Genomic DNA, 16907 nt, shown 5'->3' on the forward strand with positions numbered 1-16907 from the left:
GCGTGTCCGCGGGGCGGCACGTCCTCACTTGGTGGTGACGGTGAAGCCCTGCTGCTTGGCGTAGGACACGAGCTTGTCCTGCCAGGCCTGAAGTGCGCCGACGATGTCGCCCTTGTCGGCGATCGCCTTGCCCACGGTGGCCTCACCGGCGGAGTACGCGTAGTCCATGAACGGGAGCCAACCGAAGTCCTCTGGCACCGTCGTGGAGATCTGCGCGAAGAGCTTGTTCACCTGCTGACCGCCGTAGAAGTCCGGCTTCTGGTCCGTGAACTCGGGGTTGGCCAACGTGTCCACGGTCGTCGGGAACAGGAACTGCTTGTTCGCGAACATCAGGGTCGACTCCGGGTCACTGTTGATGAACAGTGCGAGCTGGGAGGCGGCAATCGGGTTCTTCGTCGACTTCACAACAGCATCCGTGGAGCCGCCCCAGTTCCCCGAGACCGGCGAGGAGACACCGGGCCACTGCGGGGAGTCCGCGGCGCGCCACAGACCCGACGTGTTCGCCGCCGAGCCCTGCAGGAACACCGGAGCCCACGCGGCGGCAGGCGCCCACGCGGCGTACTTCCCGTTGGACAGACCCTGGTACCACGCGTCGTTGAAGTCGGGGTCGACCGAGACGACACCGTCCTGGATCAGACCCTGCCAGTACTGAGCGAGCTTCTTCGCCTCGTCCGAGACGACATTGATGGTGACGTTCTTGTCACCGTCCCAGCCGAACGGATGGGCACCGATCTGCCAGAGCATGCCCGCGAACTGGCCCATGTCGTTGCCGGGCAGGTTCGTCAGGTACGTGCTCGGATCGGCCGTGTGCAGCGCGGTCGCCGCGGTCGCGAAATCGTCCCACGTCTTAGGAATCTCGATGTTGTACTTGCTCAGGATGTCCTCGCGGTACAGCATCCCCAACGGACCCGAGTCCTGCGGGACGGCCCAGATCTTCTTGCCGTCGGTGGACTGCACCTGCTTCCACGTCCACGGCACGAACTTGGAAGCCGTGTCCGCCGGGATGTAGGGCGTGAGGTCCAGCAGGTTGTCGCCCAGCGCGAACGACTGGACGTGCTGGAACTCGATCTGGGTCACGTCCGGTGCACCCTTGCCGGCCTGCAGAGCGCTCCGCATCTTCTGGTAGTGCGCGGCACCTTGCCCCACGTTCACGACGTCGACCTTGATGGCCGGGTACTTCTTCTCGAAGAGAGCGACCTGGTTCTTGATGTCCGGGACCCACGTCCAGAACGTCAGGTTGGTCGGGGTCGTCATCGCCTTGTCGATGTCAGCCTGGCTGACCGCGGCAGTCGTGGCGTTGCTGCTGCTGCCACCACCACTGCACGCCGTGAGCGCTAGGGCGGCTACAGCCATTCCTGCGCCCAGCACCGTGGCCTTGCGACGCCACGTCTTCGTTGTCCTCGACATGCTCCACTCCTTCGTGTTGCCGTGCTCGGGTTGAGTTCTGCGGTCCGTCACCGCCTCGGCGGGGGTGCGGCCGTTGTCTCTCGGACGATGAGCTCGACCGGGATGTTCTCGCGACGGTCCTGCCGTCGCGGGTTCTCGATGGCGTCGACGAGCATCCCGACGCCGAAGGTGGCCAGGTGGGCGAGGTCCTGGCGGACCGTGGTCAGCGCCCGCGACAGGTACGCGGCCTCGGGCACGTCGTCGAAGCCGACGACGCTGACCTCACCCGGCACGTCACGTCCTGCCTCAGCGAACGCCCGCAGCAAGCCGATGGCGGTCTGGTCGTTGCCCGCGAAGACCGCCGTGACCTCCGGGTCAGCCGCGAGATGTGCGCCCAGCTCGTAGCCCGAACGGGCCGTCCAGTCGCCCCGGTGAACCACCGGTTGCGACCGGTCAGCTGCCTCCAGCGCCGCCCGCCAGCCGTCGATGCGCAGCCCGGCCGAGCGCCAGCCCGCCGGACCGGCGACGTGGTGCACCGTCCGGTGCCCCAGCTCCAGCAGGTGCTCGGTCGCCCTGCGGGCGCCGGCGGACTGGTCGGCGTCGACGACGACCTCGTTGGTCGAGATCCCGTACGAGCCGGACAGGCTCAGCACCGGCAGGTCTCCGATCGCCCCCTTCGAGAGCGAGAACGATCCGACGGGCTCGTTCACCACGACGCCGTCGACACCCTGGTCCACCAGGTCCCGCATGGCGCTCGTGATGGTCTCGGGCTCGTCCTCGAACGTGTTGATGACGGACATCGCGTACCGCGCGCTCCGGATGGCGTGCTCCGCCGCCACCATCAGGCTGGACGGACCGAAATCCGTCGATCCGACCGACAGGACACCGATCGTCCGGCTACGGCCGAGGACCAGGTTGCGGGCGGCACGGTTGGGCCGGTACCCGAGTGCGGCGATCGCCGTGAGCACCCGATCACGCACCTCGGCGCTGACGTGGGGGTCGCTGTTGATCACCCGGGAGACCGTCTTCTGCGATACCCCGGCGGCTCGCGCTACGTCCGTCGCGACGACCGGCTTGGGCTTGCTCACGCGATTCTCGGTCGTCATCTCGCCGTGCCCCTTTCGACCTCGTTGTCGGATGTCTGCGTAGTCAATCCATGCCTGACTACGTAGTCAAGTGGTCCAGGTCACAAACCTGCAACGGTTCGGTGCCGATTGCGGGCCGCATCTGTGAGCGCTAACATCGCGGCGGCCGCCAGCGCCCGTTGCCCGGCCGACAGCGAAGGGTTCCTCGCATGCAGGCTGCGATCCCCACGAGCGGGACCTACCGATTCCCGGATACGGCCGTGGCCTCGTGACCCGGCCGCTGGGGCTCGGGATCGTCGGCGTCGGCGACATCCTCGGCCAGTACCTGGAGACGTTCGCGCTCACCGACGAGGTCGAGGTCCGCTTCCTCGCGGGCCGAGACGTCACCCGAGCGGCGGAGCGCGCCGCGGAGCACGGCGTGCCGGGCCACGGGACGTACGACGAGCTCCTCGCCGACCCCACCGTCGACCTCGTCGTCAACCTGACCGTTCCCCAGGCCCATCACGCGATCACGCGCGCCGCCCTCGTCTCGGGCCGCCACGTCTGGAGCGAGAAGCCGCTCGCCGTCGACCTGGCCGAGGGACGCGAGCTGCTCGACCTCGCCGACGAGCACGGCGTACGGCTCGGCTGCGCGCCCGACACGTTCCTCGGGCCGGCGATGCAGACGGCGCTCGGGCTCCTCGCGGACGGCCGGATCGGCACCCCGCGCAGCGCGCACGCCCGGTTCCAGTACTGCGGCCCCGACTACTGGCACCCCAACCCGTCGTTCTTCTTCGCCCCGGGGGGCGGCCCGCTGCTCGACATGGGCCCGTACTACCTGACCGCACTGGTCCAGGCGCTCGGCCCGATCACGCGCGTGACCGCGCTGACGGACCGGGCTCACGAGACCCGCACCGTCGCGACCGGTCCGCACGCGGGCGAGACGATCGCTGTCGAGGTCCCGACGCACGTCCTGGCGCTCTGCACGTTCGCCGGTGGCGCGATCGCGGACCTGTCGATCAGCTTCGACACCGCGCTGTTCGCCGCCGAGATCGAGGTCTCCGGGACCGCCGGCACGCTGCGCCTGCCGGACCCCAACCGCTTCGACGGCGACACGACCTTCTTTCCGCTCTCGATCGAGCAGACCTCCGAGACCGTCCCCCCAGGTGCGACCGGAGGGTCCGGCCGAGGCAGCGGGATCGTCGACATGGCCCGCGCCATCCACACGGCCCAGCCGCACCGCACCGATGCGCGCCTGGCGTTCCACGTGCTCGACGTCATGCTCGCGACCACCACATCGGCAGAGACCGGCCGGCCGGTCGACATCGCGAGCCGGTGCGCCCCCGCCGCACTGCTGCCCGAGGGCTGGGCCGTCGGCGTGTGAGTCCGGACGCCGGAGGTCGCCGCGGAACTGCTCGATGCAGGCGAACGGCACCCGAGGGTCGTCGCGGCCAGCCGTGACGGCAGAGACAGTCCGCCACGGCGCGGGGTCGTCGCTCCGTGGGTCACCGATCGCGTTCGAGCCGCGGCCTTCGCCGACCCGTGGGAAGGTGACCGGATGGACCACTCCGACGCCAAGGTCACCGCGCGACGGGTCAACGACCACCCGGCGACGACGATTCTCGCGCGGCTCGGGTATGTCGCGAGCGGCGTCCTGCACCTCGTGCTCGGGTACGTCGCGGTCCAGGTCGCCTGGAACGGCTCGACGACGACCGCGGACCAGTCGGGTGCGCTGGCGACGCTCGCGTCCCACCCCTTCGGCAAGGCCGCGCTGTGGGTGGTCGCCCTCGGGTTCGCGGGGCTGACGGTGTGGCAGGTGACCGAGGCGTTCGGCTCGGGTGCCGGGGCGGGAGACCGCGTGAAGGCGGCCGCCAAGGCGATCCTGTATGCCGTGCTCGCGTGGTCCTCCGTCAAGTTCGCGCAGGGTGGATCGAGCTCGAGCAGCAGCCAGAGCAAGGACTTCACCAAGAACCTCATGGCGCAGCCTGGCGGCCGGATCCTGGTCGCCGTCATCGGGCTGGTGGTCGTCGGGGTGGCGGTCTATCACGTGCACAAGGGGTGGACGCGCAAGTTCCTGCGCGACCTGCGGGAGCGTCCGGGGCGCCTGGTCGTGGCCACGGGGCGCTTCGGCTACGTCGCCAAGGGGATCGCGCTCGCCATCGTCGGTGTGCTGTTCGTCGTGGCCGCTGCGAAGGCCCGACCTGATGAGGCGGGCGGCCTGGACGCGGCGTTCCGCACGCTCGGGGACCAGCCCTTCGGCAGCGTCCTGCTCACCGTGGTCGCGGCCGGTTTCGTGGCCTACGGCGTGTACTCGTTCGGCCGCGCGCGGTATACGCGCACCTGAGCTCAGTCGTGCTCGGCGCTCACCCGGACCGGGAGCGCCCCCGGGCGGACCCGGAACTCGAGCAGGCGGTGCTCACCGATGGCGTCGCCATCGAGCTGCGTCGTGGTCGCGCGGTTCGCGGACACCCGGACCGCCGTCATCTGGTGACGCTCCAGGTCGGAGTTGCCCCGGCCGGACGTGATGATCGTCGTCACCGTTCGGACCCAGCCGACCAGACCGCGCGGCGCGATGATCGCGAGGTCGAGCAAGCCGTCGTCGAGGCGGGCGTCCGGCATGAGCTCGACACCGCCCTGCAGGCGCCCGCTGTTCCCGACGACGACGGAACGGACCGCGCGCCGGACGGTGCGACCCTCACGGGGCTGCACGCGTGCGGTGAAGCCGCCGCCCACGGCCGCCCGCACGCCCGACACCAGGTAGGCCGGCCACCCGACGGCACCCTTGAGCCGCTCGTCCGCGTTGTCCATCGCCTCGGCGTCCAGGCCCATCCCCGCCATGACCAGGAACACCTGCTCCTCGTCGGATCCGTCGACCCGGAGCCCGCCGACGTCGATCGCCCGCGTACGCCCGGTCAGCGCGACCTCGAGCGCGTCCTCGAGGCTGTCGATCGGCTGGCCCAGCGCGCGGGCGAGCAGGTTGCCGGTACCGGCCGGCAGGAGCCCGAGCGGGACGTCGCCGCCCGCCAGCACCTCACCCACGGCACGGACGGTGCCGTCGCCGCCGAGCGCACACACCAGGTCCGCTCGTTGCTCGAGGGCCTCACGCGTCTGGCCGCCGCCCGGATCCTCCTCGGTCGTCTCCAGCCACAGCGCGGGCTCCAGCCCATGGCTCGCGCAGGCGTCGTCGACGACACGTCGGACCTTCTCCGCGTCGTCGAGCTTCGCGGGGTTCGCGACGACGGCGACCCGGGTCACCGGGCACGCTCCGCGACGTCGGCGTCGGCGTCTGCGACCTCGTCTGCCGGGTGCGGCGATCGCCGCAGGTAGTTCCACGCGAGCAGGGCGCAGACGAGGCCGTTGAGCATCCCCATGACGACGTCGCTCAGGTGGTGCATCCCGCGGTACAGCCGGGAGTACACGACGAGCACCGGGAGCGCGAGCAGGATCACCGTCACGCTGACGCGGACCCAGGTGCGTTCCACGCGCTGCACCATCATCGCGAGCGTGACGTACAGCGCCGTCGACGCGCCGGAGTGTCCGCTCGGGTAGCTCGACGTCGGCGGCGCAACGTCCAGGGCATCGACGTCCGGCCGTTCCCGGCCGACCACGAGCGCCGACGTCATGAACACCGCCGCCTGTGCCGTGATCGCGATCGCCGGGACGATCGCGTACCACCACTGCCGGGTCCGCCACCAGACGAGACCGACCACGACGACGCAGATCCCGATGATCGTCTCCGTGGTGCCGATCTGGCTCCAGACGCGCGTGATCGTGTTCAGCAGGTCCGTCCGCTGGTCGACGAACCACTCGTTGATCGCCAGCTCGCGGTCGCCGAGCTCCGTGAGCGGGCCGGTGAGCAGCAGCCCCACGCCGACGACCACCAGCCACAGAGCGACGACCGGCAGGCCCACCCGGACGCCGAGGTCACGCCACACCTCGCGGCCGGCGGGCCGGGACGGGTCGTTCGCGTACCGTTCCAGGTCCAGTCTCATCGCGTCTCCTTCGACGTCCGGTCAGTCGAGCCCTCCGTGGTGTCGTCGTGCGGCGGCGACCAGCCCCGGTACCCGAGGTAGGAGGCCAGCACCAGCCCGACGCCGAAGACCGTGCCGGCGAGCACGTCCGAGGGGAAGTGCGCGCCGAGCATCACCCGGTCGAGCCCCGTGAGCACCATGAGCGCCGCGGCGCCGAGGACCGCAGCCACCCGCAGCCCACGACTTCGCAGGACCGGCCAGACCAGGACGACGAGCGCGGTCGCCATGGCGGCGGTGTTCGCGGCGTGGCCGGACGGGAACGAGTAGCCCCGAACCTGGTCGATCGGGTCGTCCAGCACCGGCCGAGCCCGACGGGCGACCTCCTTCGCGAGGTTCGCGAAGGCCCAGGCGGTGGCGATCGTCGCGAGGGCCCACCACGTCCGGCTCGTCATCCTGGTCCGCCACCAGACGAGGAGGCACAGCGCGGCGACCGGCACGAACAGGTGCACGCCCTCGAACGCCCACTGCCAGTCGAGCAACGCGCGGACCAGAGCCGGGTAGCGCGCCGCGAACGACGTCGCCGCGACCACCGTCCGCTCGTCGAACCTCACCAGGGGGTCCCACCGGTCGCGGACCAGCAGCCCCAGGAGCAGCAGGGCGGCCGCGGTCCCGACACCCGCGACGACGGCGCGCACCAACCTGCGGGCGCGTGCCCCGGCGACCGCCGTGGCGCGAGACGCCCGCGGGTCCGGGTGCGCGGGGCGCAGGACGGTGCGGCTCATCGCCACGACGCTGCCACAACATGCCCGACGTGGCCCGTGGAGGGGACGGGTCGCGGTGCGCACGCCGGTCGTCGGGACCTCACGGCTTCTTCTTTCCGTTGCCTTGCCCGGCGCCCTTGCCCTTGGCCTTGCCGGCCGGCTGGGTCGGACCGCTCGGCGCCTGGGTGGTCGCGGGAGTGGACGGTGCCGCAGAAACCTCCGGCTGAGCCGCGACCCGGGCGGCCGCCGCGGCCGCCGCGGCCGCCTCCTCGGCGTCGAGCTCCCCGCCCACCTCGTCGAGGGCCGCGTCGATCGCGCGGTACCGGGCGAGCGAGACCTCGTTCGCGTCGCTCCCCGCCTGGAGCTGGCCGCGAGCCACCTCCAGCGCGGAACGGGCATCCGCCCAACGGCCGTCAGCCGCATCCTGGGTGACGGTCAGCACCGACATCTGCAGGGCGTGCGCCCGGCTCGCCTCGAGGTCGGGCCGGCCGCCGCACCCCGTCAGGGCGAGCATCACCGCGAGGGCGAGGACGAGGCTCGCGCGCGTCCGCGCGCGCCGGCTCATGGCTCCACGCTCTGCTGCAGTCGCGACAGGGACGCGCCGAGGGTCCCCGCGACCGTCGGATAGGTCGGCGCGGGGGGCGGAGCTGGTTCATCGGTCAGCGCCCGGCCCGCGAGGACCGCACCGCCGGCCAGGGCGAGCGTCGCGACGACCGCCAGGGCGCGAACCCGGCGCCGGCGCCGGGCCCGGGGAACGCGGTCGGCCTCGGGCGCGGCGATCGCCGGCAGGACCAACGTGCCGTCCGCCGCGCGGCCGACGCCACCGAGCCGCGTGGCGACGTCCTCGGCGCTCGGTCGTTCCTCGGGTGCGATCCGCGTCATCTGCTCGAGGAGCGCGACCAGGTCGGGACCGAGCGAGGCGGGCACCGACGGAGACGTGGTCAACCGCACGGCGGCGACCTCGGCCAGGGTGCCGGAGAAAGCAGGGCGACCGGTTGCGCACTCGATCAGGACCAGGCCCAGCGCGTACACGTCGCTCGCCGGACCGAGCGCGCCGCCGAGCGCCTGCTCCGGGCTCAGGTAGCTGACCGTGCCCACGGTCGTGCCCGTGGCCGTCAGCCGCGTGCCGTCCGCGAGCCGGGCGATCCCGAAGTCGGCGAGCTTGACGCCGCGCCTGCCCGCCGAACCGCCGTCGAGGACGTCGCCACCGGTGAGGAGCACGTTGGCGGGCTTGATGTCGCGATGGACGATCTCGCGGGCGTGCACGGCCGCCAGGGCGTCGGCGAGCTCGCGCCCGAGCGCGGCGACCTCCGGGGCGCTCAGCCCACCCTGCCGCAGCCTCGAGGCGAGCGTCGGTCCATCCACCAGCTCCATCACGAGGAAGAGCTGCTGCGCGCCGTCGTCGGTGTGGGTCGTGCCGGCGTCGTACAGGGTGACCAGTCCCGGATGGTCGAGCGAGGCGAGCACACGGATCTCGGCACGCGTCCGGACCACCTCGTCCGCGTCGTCCTGCGCCGAGGGGACGATCTTGATCGCGACGTCTCGCTCCAGGAGGAGGTCGCGAGCGCGGTACACGGTGGACATGCCGCCGCGGCCGAGGACGCCGTCGAGTCGATACCGGTCACCGAGGACACGCCCCTCGGAGGCGGCGTCGTGGGACGCCTGCCGCGCGTCCGGGCCGCCGGCTTGTTCCAGCACGTCGCCAGACGCTAGGCCGTTCGCCTCGCGTCCGCACGCCGGGATCGGGCGAAATCAGGCCGGCCTGGACTCGACGGCTGATCGGACGTCCCGGCCGCGCGGAGCCACGAGGTCGATCCGCGACAGCGAGCTCAGTCCGACGGCGCGGCGTCGCGCAGCCTGTCCAGCAGCGGTCCAGCGGCCGTCGACAAGAAGCCGTCCTGCCCCGCGTCGCCCACCTGCACCAGGGCGATGTCGGTGAAGCCGGCCTCCCAGTACGCGGAGACCGCCTCGACGATCGCGTCCAGGTCCGGCCCGCACGGGATGCGCGCCGCAACCTGCTGGGGCAGGACGAAATGGCTGGCCGCATCGATCGCCTCCGTGGTCGGGAGGTCGGCGTTCACCTTCCAGCCACCGGCGAACCAGCGGAACTGCTCGTGCGCGCGCGAGATCGCGTTCTTCCGGTCCGGGTCCCAGCAGATAGGGATCTGCCCGATCTTGCGCGACGGCGCCAGGCCGCTGTCACGTGCGGCGTCCCAGCCGCGGATCGCGTCGGCGTCCGGTTCCACGGCGACCAGGTGGTCGACCAGCGAGGCGAAGCGGGTCACCGAGTCCGGCCCGGAGACCGCCACGCCGATCTGGACCCGCTCGTCGGGCACGTCCCAGAGCTTCGCGGAGTCCACCCGGAAGAACTCCCCGCGGTAGTTCACCCGGTCCCCCGTCAGCAGGGCGGCGATGATCTCGACGGCCTCCTCCAGCATGTCCTGACGCTCACCGACGGCGGGCCAGCGCTGCCCCACCACGTGCTCGTTCAGGTTCTCCCCCGCGCCGACGTTGAGCAGGAACCGACCGTCGGAGAGGACCCCGAGCGTCGCGGCCTTCTGCGCGACGACGGCCGGGTGGTACCGGAGCGTCGGACAGGTCACGTAGGTCATGAGCTCGACGCGCTCCGTCGCCTGGGCGACCGCACCCAGGAGCGTCCACGCGTACGGCGCGTGACCCTGCACGTCCAGCCAGGGGAAGTAGTGGTCGCTGGACGCCACGAAGTCGAACCCGTGACGCTCGGCGGCGACGGAGTAGCGGACCAGGTCCTTCGGTCCCGACTGCTCGGTCATCAGCGTGTACCCGAATCGTGTCACCGCTCGACGGTCGCACCACGCCCGTCGCCGCGCATCCCAGCCGTCCGACACCCCGCCGCACGAACCGAACCGCTACCGGTGTGCGCGTCTCGCGACGCGCAGCGTCACGACGCCACTGGCGACGGCGACAGCGGCACTGGTCAGTGCGGCTCGTCTGTAGCGCGGAGACGACCAGGCGAGGGCCAGCATCGAGAGGGCGTGGACGGCGTCGACCACGGCCACCCCTGCGGGCACACGCGTCGGGAGCACGACCAGTGCCGTTCCTTGCACGACGTGACGGGCCCCGAGCACGCGAGCCGCCCCGACGAGCCCGAAGAGACCCGGATCGAGGCCGACCGCCGCCAGGACGCGTGCCGGGGCTGCGAGGAGCGCGCCGCCCGCCAGGACGCCCACCGAGGCGACCAACCGCTCGGCCGACACGCTCATCGACGCAGCCGACGCCCGCCGAACCCGCCCACGAGCGCCGCCGCCAAGACGCCGACGGCCGCAAGCAGGCCGTGATGGTGGGACGCCCACAGCTGCGGTGCCCGGTCCGTGGACCGGTCGTCGAAGATGCCGTGCGTGCCGAAGTCGCGGCCGGCCGGACCGTCGGCCGGGCTCCACAGGTTGACGGGGGCGTCAGCCGGGTGCGGCTGGGGCGCCTGCTGGGAGTCGTAGCCCGTCCTGCCCAGGTACCGGTCCAGGACCCCGGGCACGACGGCGTTGGCCGCGAGCGTGCCCGCCGTGCTCGCGCCGACCCAGTACTCCCGGCGACGCGGGTGCGACGCAGCGAACACGACCGCCCGAGCGGCGACCTCCGGCTGGTAGATCGGCGGGACCGGCTGTGCCTGCCTCGGCAGACGGGACAGGACCCAGGAGAACTGGGGCGTGTTCACCGCCGGCATCTGCACCATCGTCGTGCGGATCCCGCTGCCCTGGTGGAGCAGCTCGCACCGCAGCGACTCGTTGAACCCCTGGATCGCGTGCTTGGCGCCGCAGTAGGCGCTCTGCAGCGGGATGCCGCGGTACGCGAGCGCCGAACCGACCTGCACGATCGCACCCGCGTCCCGCGGGCGCATCACGCGCAGCGCCGACAACGTGCCGTGCACGTACCCGAGGTAGCTCACCTCGGTGACCCGCCGGAACTCGGCCGCCGAGATCTGGTGCACCGGCGCGAACACCGACGTGAACGCGACGTTCACCCACGTGTCGATCGGACCTAGCTCCCTCTCGACCCGGTCCGCCGCCTCGTCGACGGCCGCCGCGTCCGACACGTCGAGCGTGATCGGCAGGGCCGTCCCACCCGCGGCGCGGACCTCGTCGGCAGCACCGCGCAGGCCCTCCTCCCCGCGTGCCAGCAACGCGACGGACGCGCCGCTGCGGGCGAACGCGATCGCCGTCGCGCGTCCGATCCCTGCCGACGCGCCTGTGACGACGACGACGTTCGAGGTGTGAGCTGAGCGGTTTGTCATGCTCCCAGTCAGCCATCCCCCGGTCATCTCGCAACACGAGAACGTCTCGAGGATGCGCTCAGCCGCGGTCGTGGGAGTACCGGGGACCGGTGTCGCCGGCACCGATCCAGAAGCTCGAGTTGTCGTAGACGAGCCGGGCCCCGTGGTTCTGCTCGCACTCCCGAGCGAGCCGGCCGTCGGGGTAGCGGGTCCGGCACTCACCGCACTGCAGCACCGTGTCGTCCTGGGCCATGGCACACCTCCCACGTGGGCGGCGGCCAGCGGGGTCGGGCCGCTTGCCAGCCATGGTGCGGCCCCGACGCCGTCGATCGGTCGGGAAGTGAGTCAGATCACGTCCGCGCGCCCGTGGTGGCTACGGACGTGCGAGCTCCGGACGCACCTCGATTTCGCCCCGCCCGTCTTCACCGTCGGGCCGCGGACAGGTCCTGCAGCCGGGACTCGGCCCGGTCCCAGGCCGACCGGTCGCCGGTGGGCTCCCACCGGGTCAGCTCCGTGGAGCGGGCGACGACGTCACGGATGGCGGGCAGGCCGCCGACGAGGTCACCGTTGGCCCACGCCTGGACCAGGAGGTTGCCCATCGCGGTGCCCTCGGCGGGACCCGCGAGGACGGGCAGCCCGACCGCGTCGGCCGTGAGCTGGCAGAGCAACGCGTTGCGGGCACCGCCGCCGACGACGTGGACCACGTCGAGGTCGAGGTCCGCGAGGCCGGCGACCTGCCGCAGCGCACGGCGGTAGGCCAGCGCCAGCGAGTCGAGGATGCAGCGCGTCACGGTCGCCTCGTCGTCCGGGACGGGCTGCCCGCTCGCGCGCGCGACCTCCGCGATGCGCGCGGGCATGTCCCCGGGCGCCGCGAACCGGGGGTCGTCGACGTCGACGATCGTGCGGTGGGCCGGGACGTCCGCCGCGGCGGCCAGCAGCGCGGTCAGGTCGGTGGTCGCGCCGCGCTCGTGCCAGGTGCGCTGCGACTCCGTCAGCAGCCACAGTCCCGCGACGTTCTTGAGGTAGCGGACGGTGCCGTCGACCCCGAGCTCGTTGGTGAGGTTCGCCTCGCGCGAGGCGGGCGTCAGGATCGGTCGGCGCAGCTCCACCCCGACCAACGACCAGGTCCCCGACGAGATGTAGGCCGCACGACGCGGATCGGCCATCGGCACCGCGGCCACAGCCGACGCCGTGTCGTGCGAACCGACGGCCACGACGTTCGCCTCCCCCCACCCGAGCGCGGCCCGCACCGGACCGACGACGGCACCGGGTTCGACGACGTCCGGCAACAGCCCGGCGAGCTCCACGCCCGTCAGGCTCGTGAACGCCGCCAGGACGTCGGGGCTCCACTGCCGCGACCGCACGTCGAGCAGCCCCGTCGTGGAGGCGTTGGTCACCTCGGCGACGTCCCGGCCGCTCAGCCAGCTGGTCAGCAGGTCGGGGATCATCAGGAGCCGCCGGGCGGCCGCGAGCTGCGCCGTTCCCGCCGCCGCCACCAGCTGGAACACCGTGTTGAACGGTTGCACCTGCGCGCCGGTGATCGCGTAGTGCCCATCAGGGGGCATCGCGGCGAAGAACCGGGCGGGCATGCCCTCGGTCCGCTCGTCGCGGTAGTGGACCGGGTTGCCGAGCAGGGCGCCGTCGGCGTCGAGGAGTCCGTGGTCCACGGCCCAGGTGTCGACCCCGACGGATGTCAGGGGCCCGCTGCGGCTCGCCGCAGCGAGACCGTCGCGGATGCTGGACCACAGCGCGAGGATGTCCCACTGCAGGACGTCACGGTCACCGACGGGCACCCGCACCGGCTCGTTGGCGAACCGTCCGACCTCGGCGGTCAGCAGGCGGCCGTCGGCGAGCCGACCGGTGATCACCCGTCCGCTGGTGGCACCGAGGTCGACTGCGGCATACATGGGCTCGCGGTGCATCGCCGGTGCGCTTACGCGCCCCAGCCGGCTTGTGTCCCGCCGACGCGCTCGTCGGCGATCGCGGAGGCGTAGCCGGAGGCGGCGTAGGCGGCCATCGGATCGGCCGGGAGGCCGCGCTCCTGACGCCAGTCGGCGAGGGCCGGCCGGACGTCGGTGTAGAAGGCGTCCATGAACAGCCCGTTGGCACCGAGCACGTCACCGGCGTCCTGCGCTGCCGTCAGTGCGGCCTGGTCCACCAGCAGGGCCCGGGCGGTCATCTCCTGGACGTTGAGCACGGACCGGATCTGGCCGGGGATCTTGTCCTCGATGTTGTGGCACTGGTCGAGCATGAACCGTACGGGCGAGCCCGCCTCGAGACCTCCCCCGCGCACGACCTCGTACAGGATCCGGAACAGCTGGAACGGGTCGGCCGCGCCGACGATCAGGTCGTCGTCGGCGTAGAACCGGGAGTTGAAGTCGAACGACCCGAGCCGGCCGAGCCGCAGGAGCTGGGCGACGATGAACTCGATGTTCGTGCTCGGCGCGTGGTGACCCGTGTCCAGGCAGACGAAGGCCCGCTCCCCGAGCGCCGTCACGTGCGCGTACGACGTGCCCCAGTCCGGGACGTCCATCGTGTAGAAGTACGGCTCGAAGATCTTGTACTCCAGCACGAGCCGCTGCTTCTCGGACAGGCGGGCGTAGATCTTCTCCAGGGAGTCCGCGAGCCGGTCCTGCCGGCCCCGGATGTCCCCCTGACCCGGGTAGTTGGTCCCGTCGGGCAGCCAGATCTTCAGGTCCTGCGACCCGGTGGCGTCCATCACGTCGATGCACGCGAAGTGGTGGTCGATCGCCTTCTGCCGGATCCGCGGGTCGACGTGGGTCAGAGAGCCGAGCTTGTAGTCGTCATCCTGGAACGTGTTGGAGTTCACGGTGCCCAGCCGCACGCCGAGGCCCTGTGCGTACTCGCCGAGGGCGGCGTAGTCGTCGACGAGGTCCCACGGGATGTGCAGAGCGACGGTGGGCGCTAGGCCGGTGAGCCGGTTCACCTGTGCCGCGTCAGCCAGCTTCTCCTGGATGGTCCGCGGCGTGCCGGGAGTCGCGAACACCTTGAAGCGGGTCCCGGCGTTGCCGAAGGCCCACGACGGAAGCTCGATCGCCTGCGCGGCGAGGTGCTCCAGGGTGGGCTGATCGATCGTGCGCATGTCTCGTGTCCCCTCGTTGGGCTCTCGCTGAATCGTTTCATTCAACTAGGTACGTGTCAACCTCACGGCGGCGGCGGTGCCTCGCTCTCCGGCGGTTCGGGCTATCGCCGCGACGTGCTGGACGCCCGGACGACGAGCTCCGGCTGGAAGACGGTGTGGGTCGCGTCCTGACCGCTCGCGCGGCGCATCAGCAGCTCGGCGGCCTCGTAACCCATCTCGTGCGTCGGTTGCCGCACGGACGTGAGCGGTTGCGCGAGCTCAGCCGCGATGTCGATGTCGTCGTACCCGACGATCGCCGTGCGGTTGAGCAGCTCGGTGCCGCCGATCCGCCGCAGGCACCGCTGGGCGCCGACGGCCACCAGGTCGTTCACGCAGAACAACGCGTCGGGCGAAGCGCCGTCGTGCGCCGCGATCCACGCGCTGAGCGCCCGGTCTCCCCCGGCCGCGTCCAACGAGCTCAGCAGGACCTCCTCGACGACGTCGTCGGGCAGCAGACCCGCGGCACGGACCGCGCGGTCCACGCCCGTGCGCCGCCGCTCGCACTGGCGGATCGAGTGCGGACCGTTCAGGAAGACGATGCGTCGATGACCCTGGTCGAGCAGGTGGGCGGCCGCCATCTCGCCGCCCGCCTCGTCGTCGACGGAGACCGAGGACATCCCGGGGACGCTCGACGGCGAGTCGAGCAGCACGACCGGGACACCCCGCCTCTGGATCTCGGCCAGGTGCTCGGTGGAGTGGCTGGTCGGGACGACGAGCAGCCCGAGCACGCCGTGCTCCTCGAACAGCCGCAGGTACTTGTCCTCGCGCTCGGGGTCGTCGTCCGAGCTCGCCATCATGAGGGTGTGGTCGTCGCGGGCCAGACGGTCCTCGATGCCGCGCGCGACGTCGGTGAAGAACGGGTTGCGGATGTCGAGCAGGAGGGCGCCGACGGTCGTGATCGACCCCTGCCGCAGCTGTCGGGCCGACCCGTTCCGGACGAACGACAGCCGCCGGATGGCCTCCTCGACCCGCTCGCGCGTGGCGGGCAGGACCCGGTCGGGCCGATTCAGGACGTTCGAGACGGTGCCGACGGACACACCCGCGAGCTGCGCGACATCGGTCACCGACGGACGGCGCGACCCGTTGGTCACCAGGGCACACTCCCTACCGATGGGTTCACGGCAGGCGGACCTGCTGGGGGCCGAGCTCCCCGACGCTGGAGGCGCCGAGCAGCGCCATGGTACGGCGGATCTCCCGCTCGAGGATCTGCACCGCGCGGTCCACTCCGCGCTCCCCACCGGCCATCAGGCCGTACAGATAGGCGCGCCCCACCAGCGTCGCGTCCGCGCCGAGCGCGAGGGCCGCCACGATGTCCGCGCCGGACATGATCCCGGTGTCGACCCACACCTGGGTGCGGCCGCCGACGGCCTCGACGACGTCGGGCAGAATCCGCAGCGGGACGGGTGCCCGGTCGAGCTGACGGCCCCCGTGGTTGGACAGGACGATCGCGTCCGCCCCGGCGTCCGTGACCCGACGAGCGTCCTCGACCGTCTGGATGCCCTTGATGATCAGCGGACCGTCCCACGACGCGCGGATCCACTCCAGGTCGGCCAGGGTCATCGTCGGGTCGAACAGCTTGTCCAGCAGGTCGCCCACGGTGCCCGACCACGACGACAACGACGCGAAGGTCAACGGCTCCGTGGTCAGCAGGTTCATCCACCACGCCGGGTGGGTCGCGGCATCCAGGACCGTCTTGACGGTCAGCGCCGGCGGGATGGAGAACCCGTTGCGGGCATCGCGCAGCCGGGCACCCGCGACCGGGACGTCGACCGTGAGCATGAGCGCCTCGTAACCCGCAGCCTTCGCGCGCACCATCAGGTCCTCGCCGGCCGACCGGTCCTTCCAGACGTACAGCTGGAACCACTTGCGGGCGTCCGGGCCGGCCGCGGCCACGTCCTCGATCGACGTGGTGCCCATCGTCGACAGGGCGTACGGGATGCCGTGGCGCTGCGCCACGCGGACCACGGCCCGCTCCCCCTCGTGGTTCATCATGCGGGTGAACCCGGTCGGCGCGAACGCGAACGGCAGCGCCGACGGCGTCCCGAGGATGTTCGTCGTCGGGTCGATGTGCGAGACGTCGTGCAGGATCGACGGCCGGAACTCGAGCTGGTGAAACAGCGACCGGGCTCGGCGCAGGCTGATCTCGGCCTCGGCGGCTCCGTCGGTGTAGTCGAACACCGAGCGAGGGGTCCGCTTGCGGGCGAGCGTGCGCAGGTCGGCGATGGTCAACGCGTCGGCCAGGTGCCGGTCGGTCGCGTTCAACGTGATCGGCTTGGGCCGCATGAGCGGCTTCAGCTCGGACCACTTCGGGATCTGGCGCTCGGTCACGTGGGTATC

General features: G+C 71.7%; 17 protein-coding genes. 2 read left to right on the forward strand and 15 right to left on the reverse strand.

Features of this window, described 5'->3' with window-relative positions; all coding sequences use genetic code 11:
- Nucleotides 1-24 precede the first annotated feature (24 nt).
- Both ACPPVS_RS11275 and ACPPVS_RS11280 read right to left on the reverse strand, forming a co-directional pair.
- Nucleotides 25-1407, reverse strand: coding sequence for an ABC transporter substrate-binding protein (locus tag ACPPVS_RS11275; RefSeq protein ID WP_426592358.1), 1383 nt, complete (start codon nucleotides 1405-1407; stop codon nucleotides 25-27).
- Nucleotides 1408-1454: 47 nt separating this feature from the next.
- Nucleotides 1455-2474: a LacI family DNA-binding transcriptional regulator gene (locus ACPPVS_RS11280; RefSeq protein ID WP_426592359.1), complete on the reverse strand. Its 1020-nt coding sequence runs from the start codon at nucleotides 2472-2474 to the stop codon at nucleotides 1455-1457.
- Nucleotides 2475-2739: 265 nt separating this feature from the next.
- On the opposite strand from ACPPVS_RS11280, the gene ACPPVS_RS11285 reads away from it, so the two are divergent.
- Together ACPPVS_RS11285 and ACPPVS_RS11290 are read left to right on the forward strand one after the other, a co-directional pair.
- Complete coding sequence (locus ACPPVS_RS11285) at nucleotides 2740-3834, forward strand: Gfo/Idh/MocA family protein (protein ID WP_426592360.1); 1095 nt, start codon at nucleotides 2740-2742, stop codon at nucleotides 3832-3834.
- A gap of 174 nt (nucleotides 3835-4008) precedes the next feature.
- Nucleotides 4009-4794, forward strand: coding sequence for a DUF1206 domain-containing protein (locus tag ACPPVS_RS11290; RefSeq protein WP_426592361.1), 786 nt, complete (start codon nucleotides 4009-4011; stop codon nucleotides 4792-4794).
- A gap of 2 nt (nucleotides 4795-4796) precedes the next feature.
- Here the strand turns inward: ACPPVS_RS11290 and ACPPVS_RS11295 are convergent, their stop codons facing one another.
- The 13 genes from ACPPVS_RS11295 to ACPPVS_RS11355 all read right to left on the reverse strand — a co-directional run bounded on the left by ACPPVS_RS11295 (nucleotide 4797) and on the right by ACPPVS_RS11355 (nucleotide 16898).
- Nucleotides 4797-5705 carry a diacylglycerol/lipid kinase family protein gene (locus ACPPVS_RS11295; RefSeq protein WP_426592362.1) on the reverse strand — a complete coding sequence of 303 codons (909 nt, stop codon included), beginning with the start codon at nucleotides 5703-5705 and terminating at the stop codon, nucleotides 4797-4799.
- A complete protein-coding gene (locus ACPPVS_RS11300) occupies nucleotides 5702-6442 on the reverse strand; it encodes a phosphatase PAP2 family protein (protein ID WP_426592363.1) in 741 nt (246 codons plus the stop codon). Before ACPPVS_RS11300 ends, ACPPVS_RS11295 begins: the two co-directional genes overlap by 4 nt.
- Entirely contained in the window at nucleotides 6439-7203 is a 765-nt protein-coding gene (locus ACPPVS_RS11305) for a phosphatase PAP2 family protein (protein WP_426592364.1), read from the reverse strand. The genes ACPPVS_RS11300 and ACPPVS_RS11305 overlap by 4 nt, the downstream gene beginning before the upstream one ends.
- A 79-nt stretch (nucleotides 7204-7282) precedes the next feature.
- Nucleotides 7283-7747: a hypothetical protein gene (locus tag ACPPVS_RS11310; protein ID WP_426592365.1), complete on the reverse strand. Its 465-nt coding sequence runs from the start codon at nucleotides 7745-7747 to the stop codon at nucleotides 7283-7285.
- Complete coding sequence (locus tag ACPPVS_RS11315) at nucleotides 7744-8880, reverse strand: serine/threonine-protein kinase (RefSeq protein ID WP_426592366.1); 1137 nt, start codon at nucleotides 8878-8880, stop codon at nucleotides 7744-7746. Before ACPPVS_RS11315 ends, ACPPVS_RS11310 begins: the two co-directional genes overlap by 4 nt.
- A 131-nt stretch (nucleotides 8881-9011) precedes the next feature.
- Entirely contained in the window at nucleotides 9012-9998 is a 987-nt protein-coding gene (locus tag ACPPVS_RS11320) for a TIGR03557 family F420-dependent LLM class oxidoreductase (protein WP_426592367.1), read from the reverse strand.
- 72 nt (nucleotides 9999-10070) lie between these two features.
- Entirely contained in the window at nucleotides 10071-10424 is a 354-nt protein-coding gene (locus tag ACPPVS_RS11325; RefSeq protein WP_426592368.1) for a hypothetical protein, read from the reverse strand.
- Entirely contained in the window at nucleotides 10421-11449 is a 1029-nt protein-coding gene (locus tag ACPPVS_RS11330; protein ID WP_426592369.1) for an SDR family oxidoreductase, read from the reverse strand. The genes ACPPVS_RS11325 and ACPPVS_RS11330 overlap by 4 nt, the downstream gene beginning before the upstream one ends.
- Before the next feature lie 58 nt (nucleotides 11450-11507).
- A complete protein-coding gene (locus ACPPVS_RS11335; protein ID WP_426592370.1) occupies nucleotides 11508-11681 on the reverse strand; it encodes a hypothetical protein in 174 nt (57 codons plus the stop codon).
- A 169-nt stretch (nucleotides 11682-11850) separates the two neighbouring features.
- The gene (locus ACPPVS_RS11340; RefSeq protein ID WP_426592371.1) at nucleotides 11851-13335 is read right to left on the reverse strand and encodes a rhamnulokinase; all 1485 of its coding nucleotides are present in this window, start codon (nucleotides 13333-13335) and stop codon (nucleotides 11851-11853) included.
- A 26-nt stretch (nucleotides 13336-13361) separates the two neighbouring features.
- A complete protein-coding gene (gene rhaI, locus ACPPVS_RS11345) occupies nucleotides 13362-14531 on the reverse strand; it encodes an L-rhamnose isomerase (RefSeq protein WP_426592372.1) in 1170 nt (389 codons plus the stop codon).
- 101 nt (nucleotides 14532-14632) lie between these two features.
- Nucleotides 14633-15661 (reverse strand): LacI family DNA-binding transcriptional regulator, encoded by a 1029-nt coding sequence (locus ACPPVS_RS11350; protein WP_426592373.1) that lies wholly within the window; start codon nucleotides 15659-15661, stop codon nucleotides 14633-14635.
- A gap of 25 nt (nucleotides 15662-15686) precedes the next feature.
- Entirely contained in the window at nucleotides 15687-16898 is a 1212-nt protein-coding gene (locus ACPPVS_RS11355; protein ID WP_426592374.1) for an alpha-hydroxy acid oxidase, read from the reverse strand.
- Between the last annotated feature and the right edge of the window lie 9 nt (nucleotides 16899-16907).

The sequence above is a fragment of the Cellulomonas sp. McL0617 genome (genome assembly GCF_049994875.1).
In the GTDB taxonomy this organism is placed as follows: domain Bacteria; phylum Actinomycetota; class Actinomycetes; order Actinomycetales; family Cellulomonadaceae; genus Cellulomonas.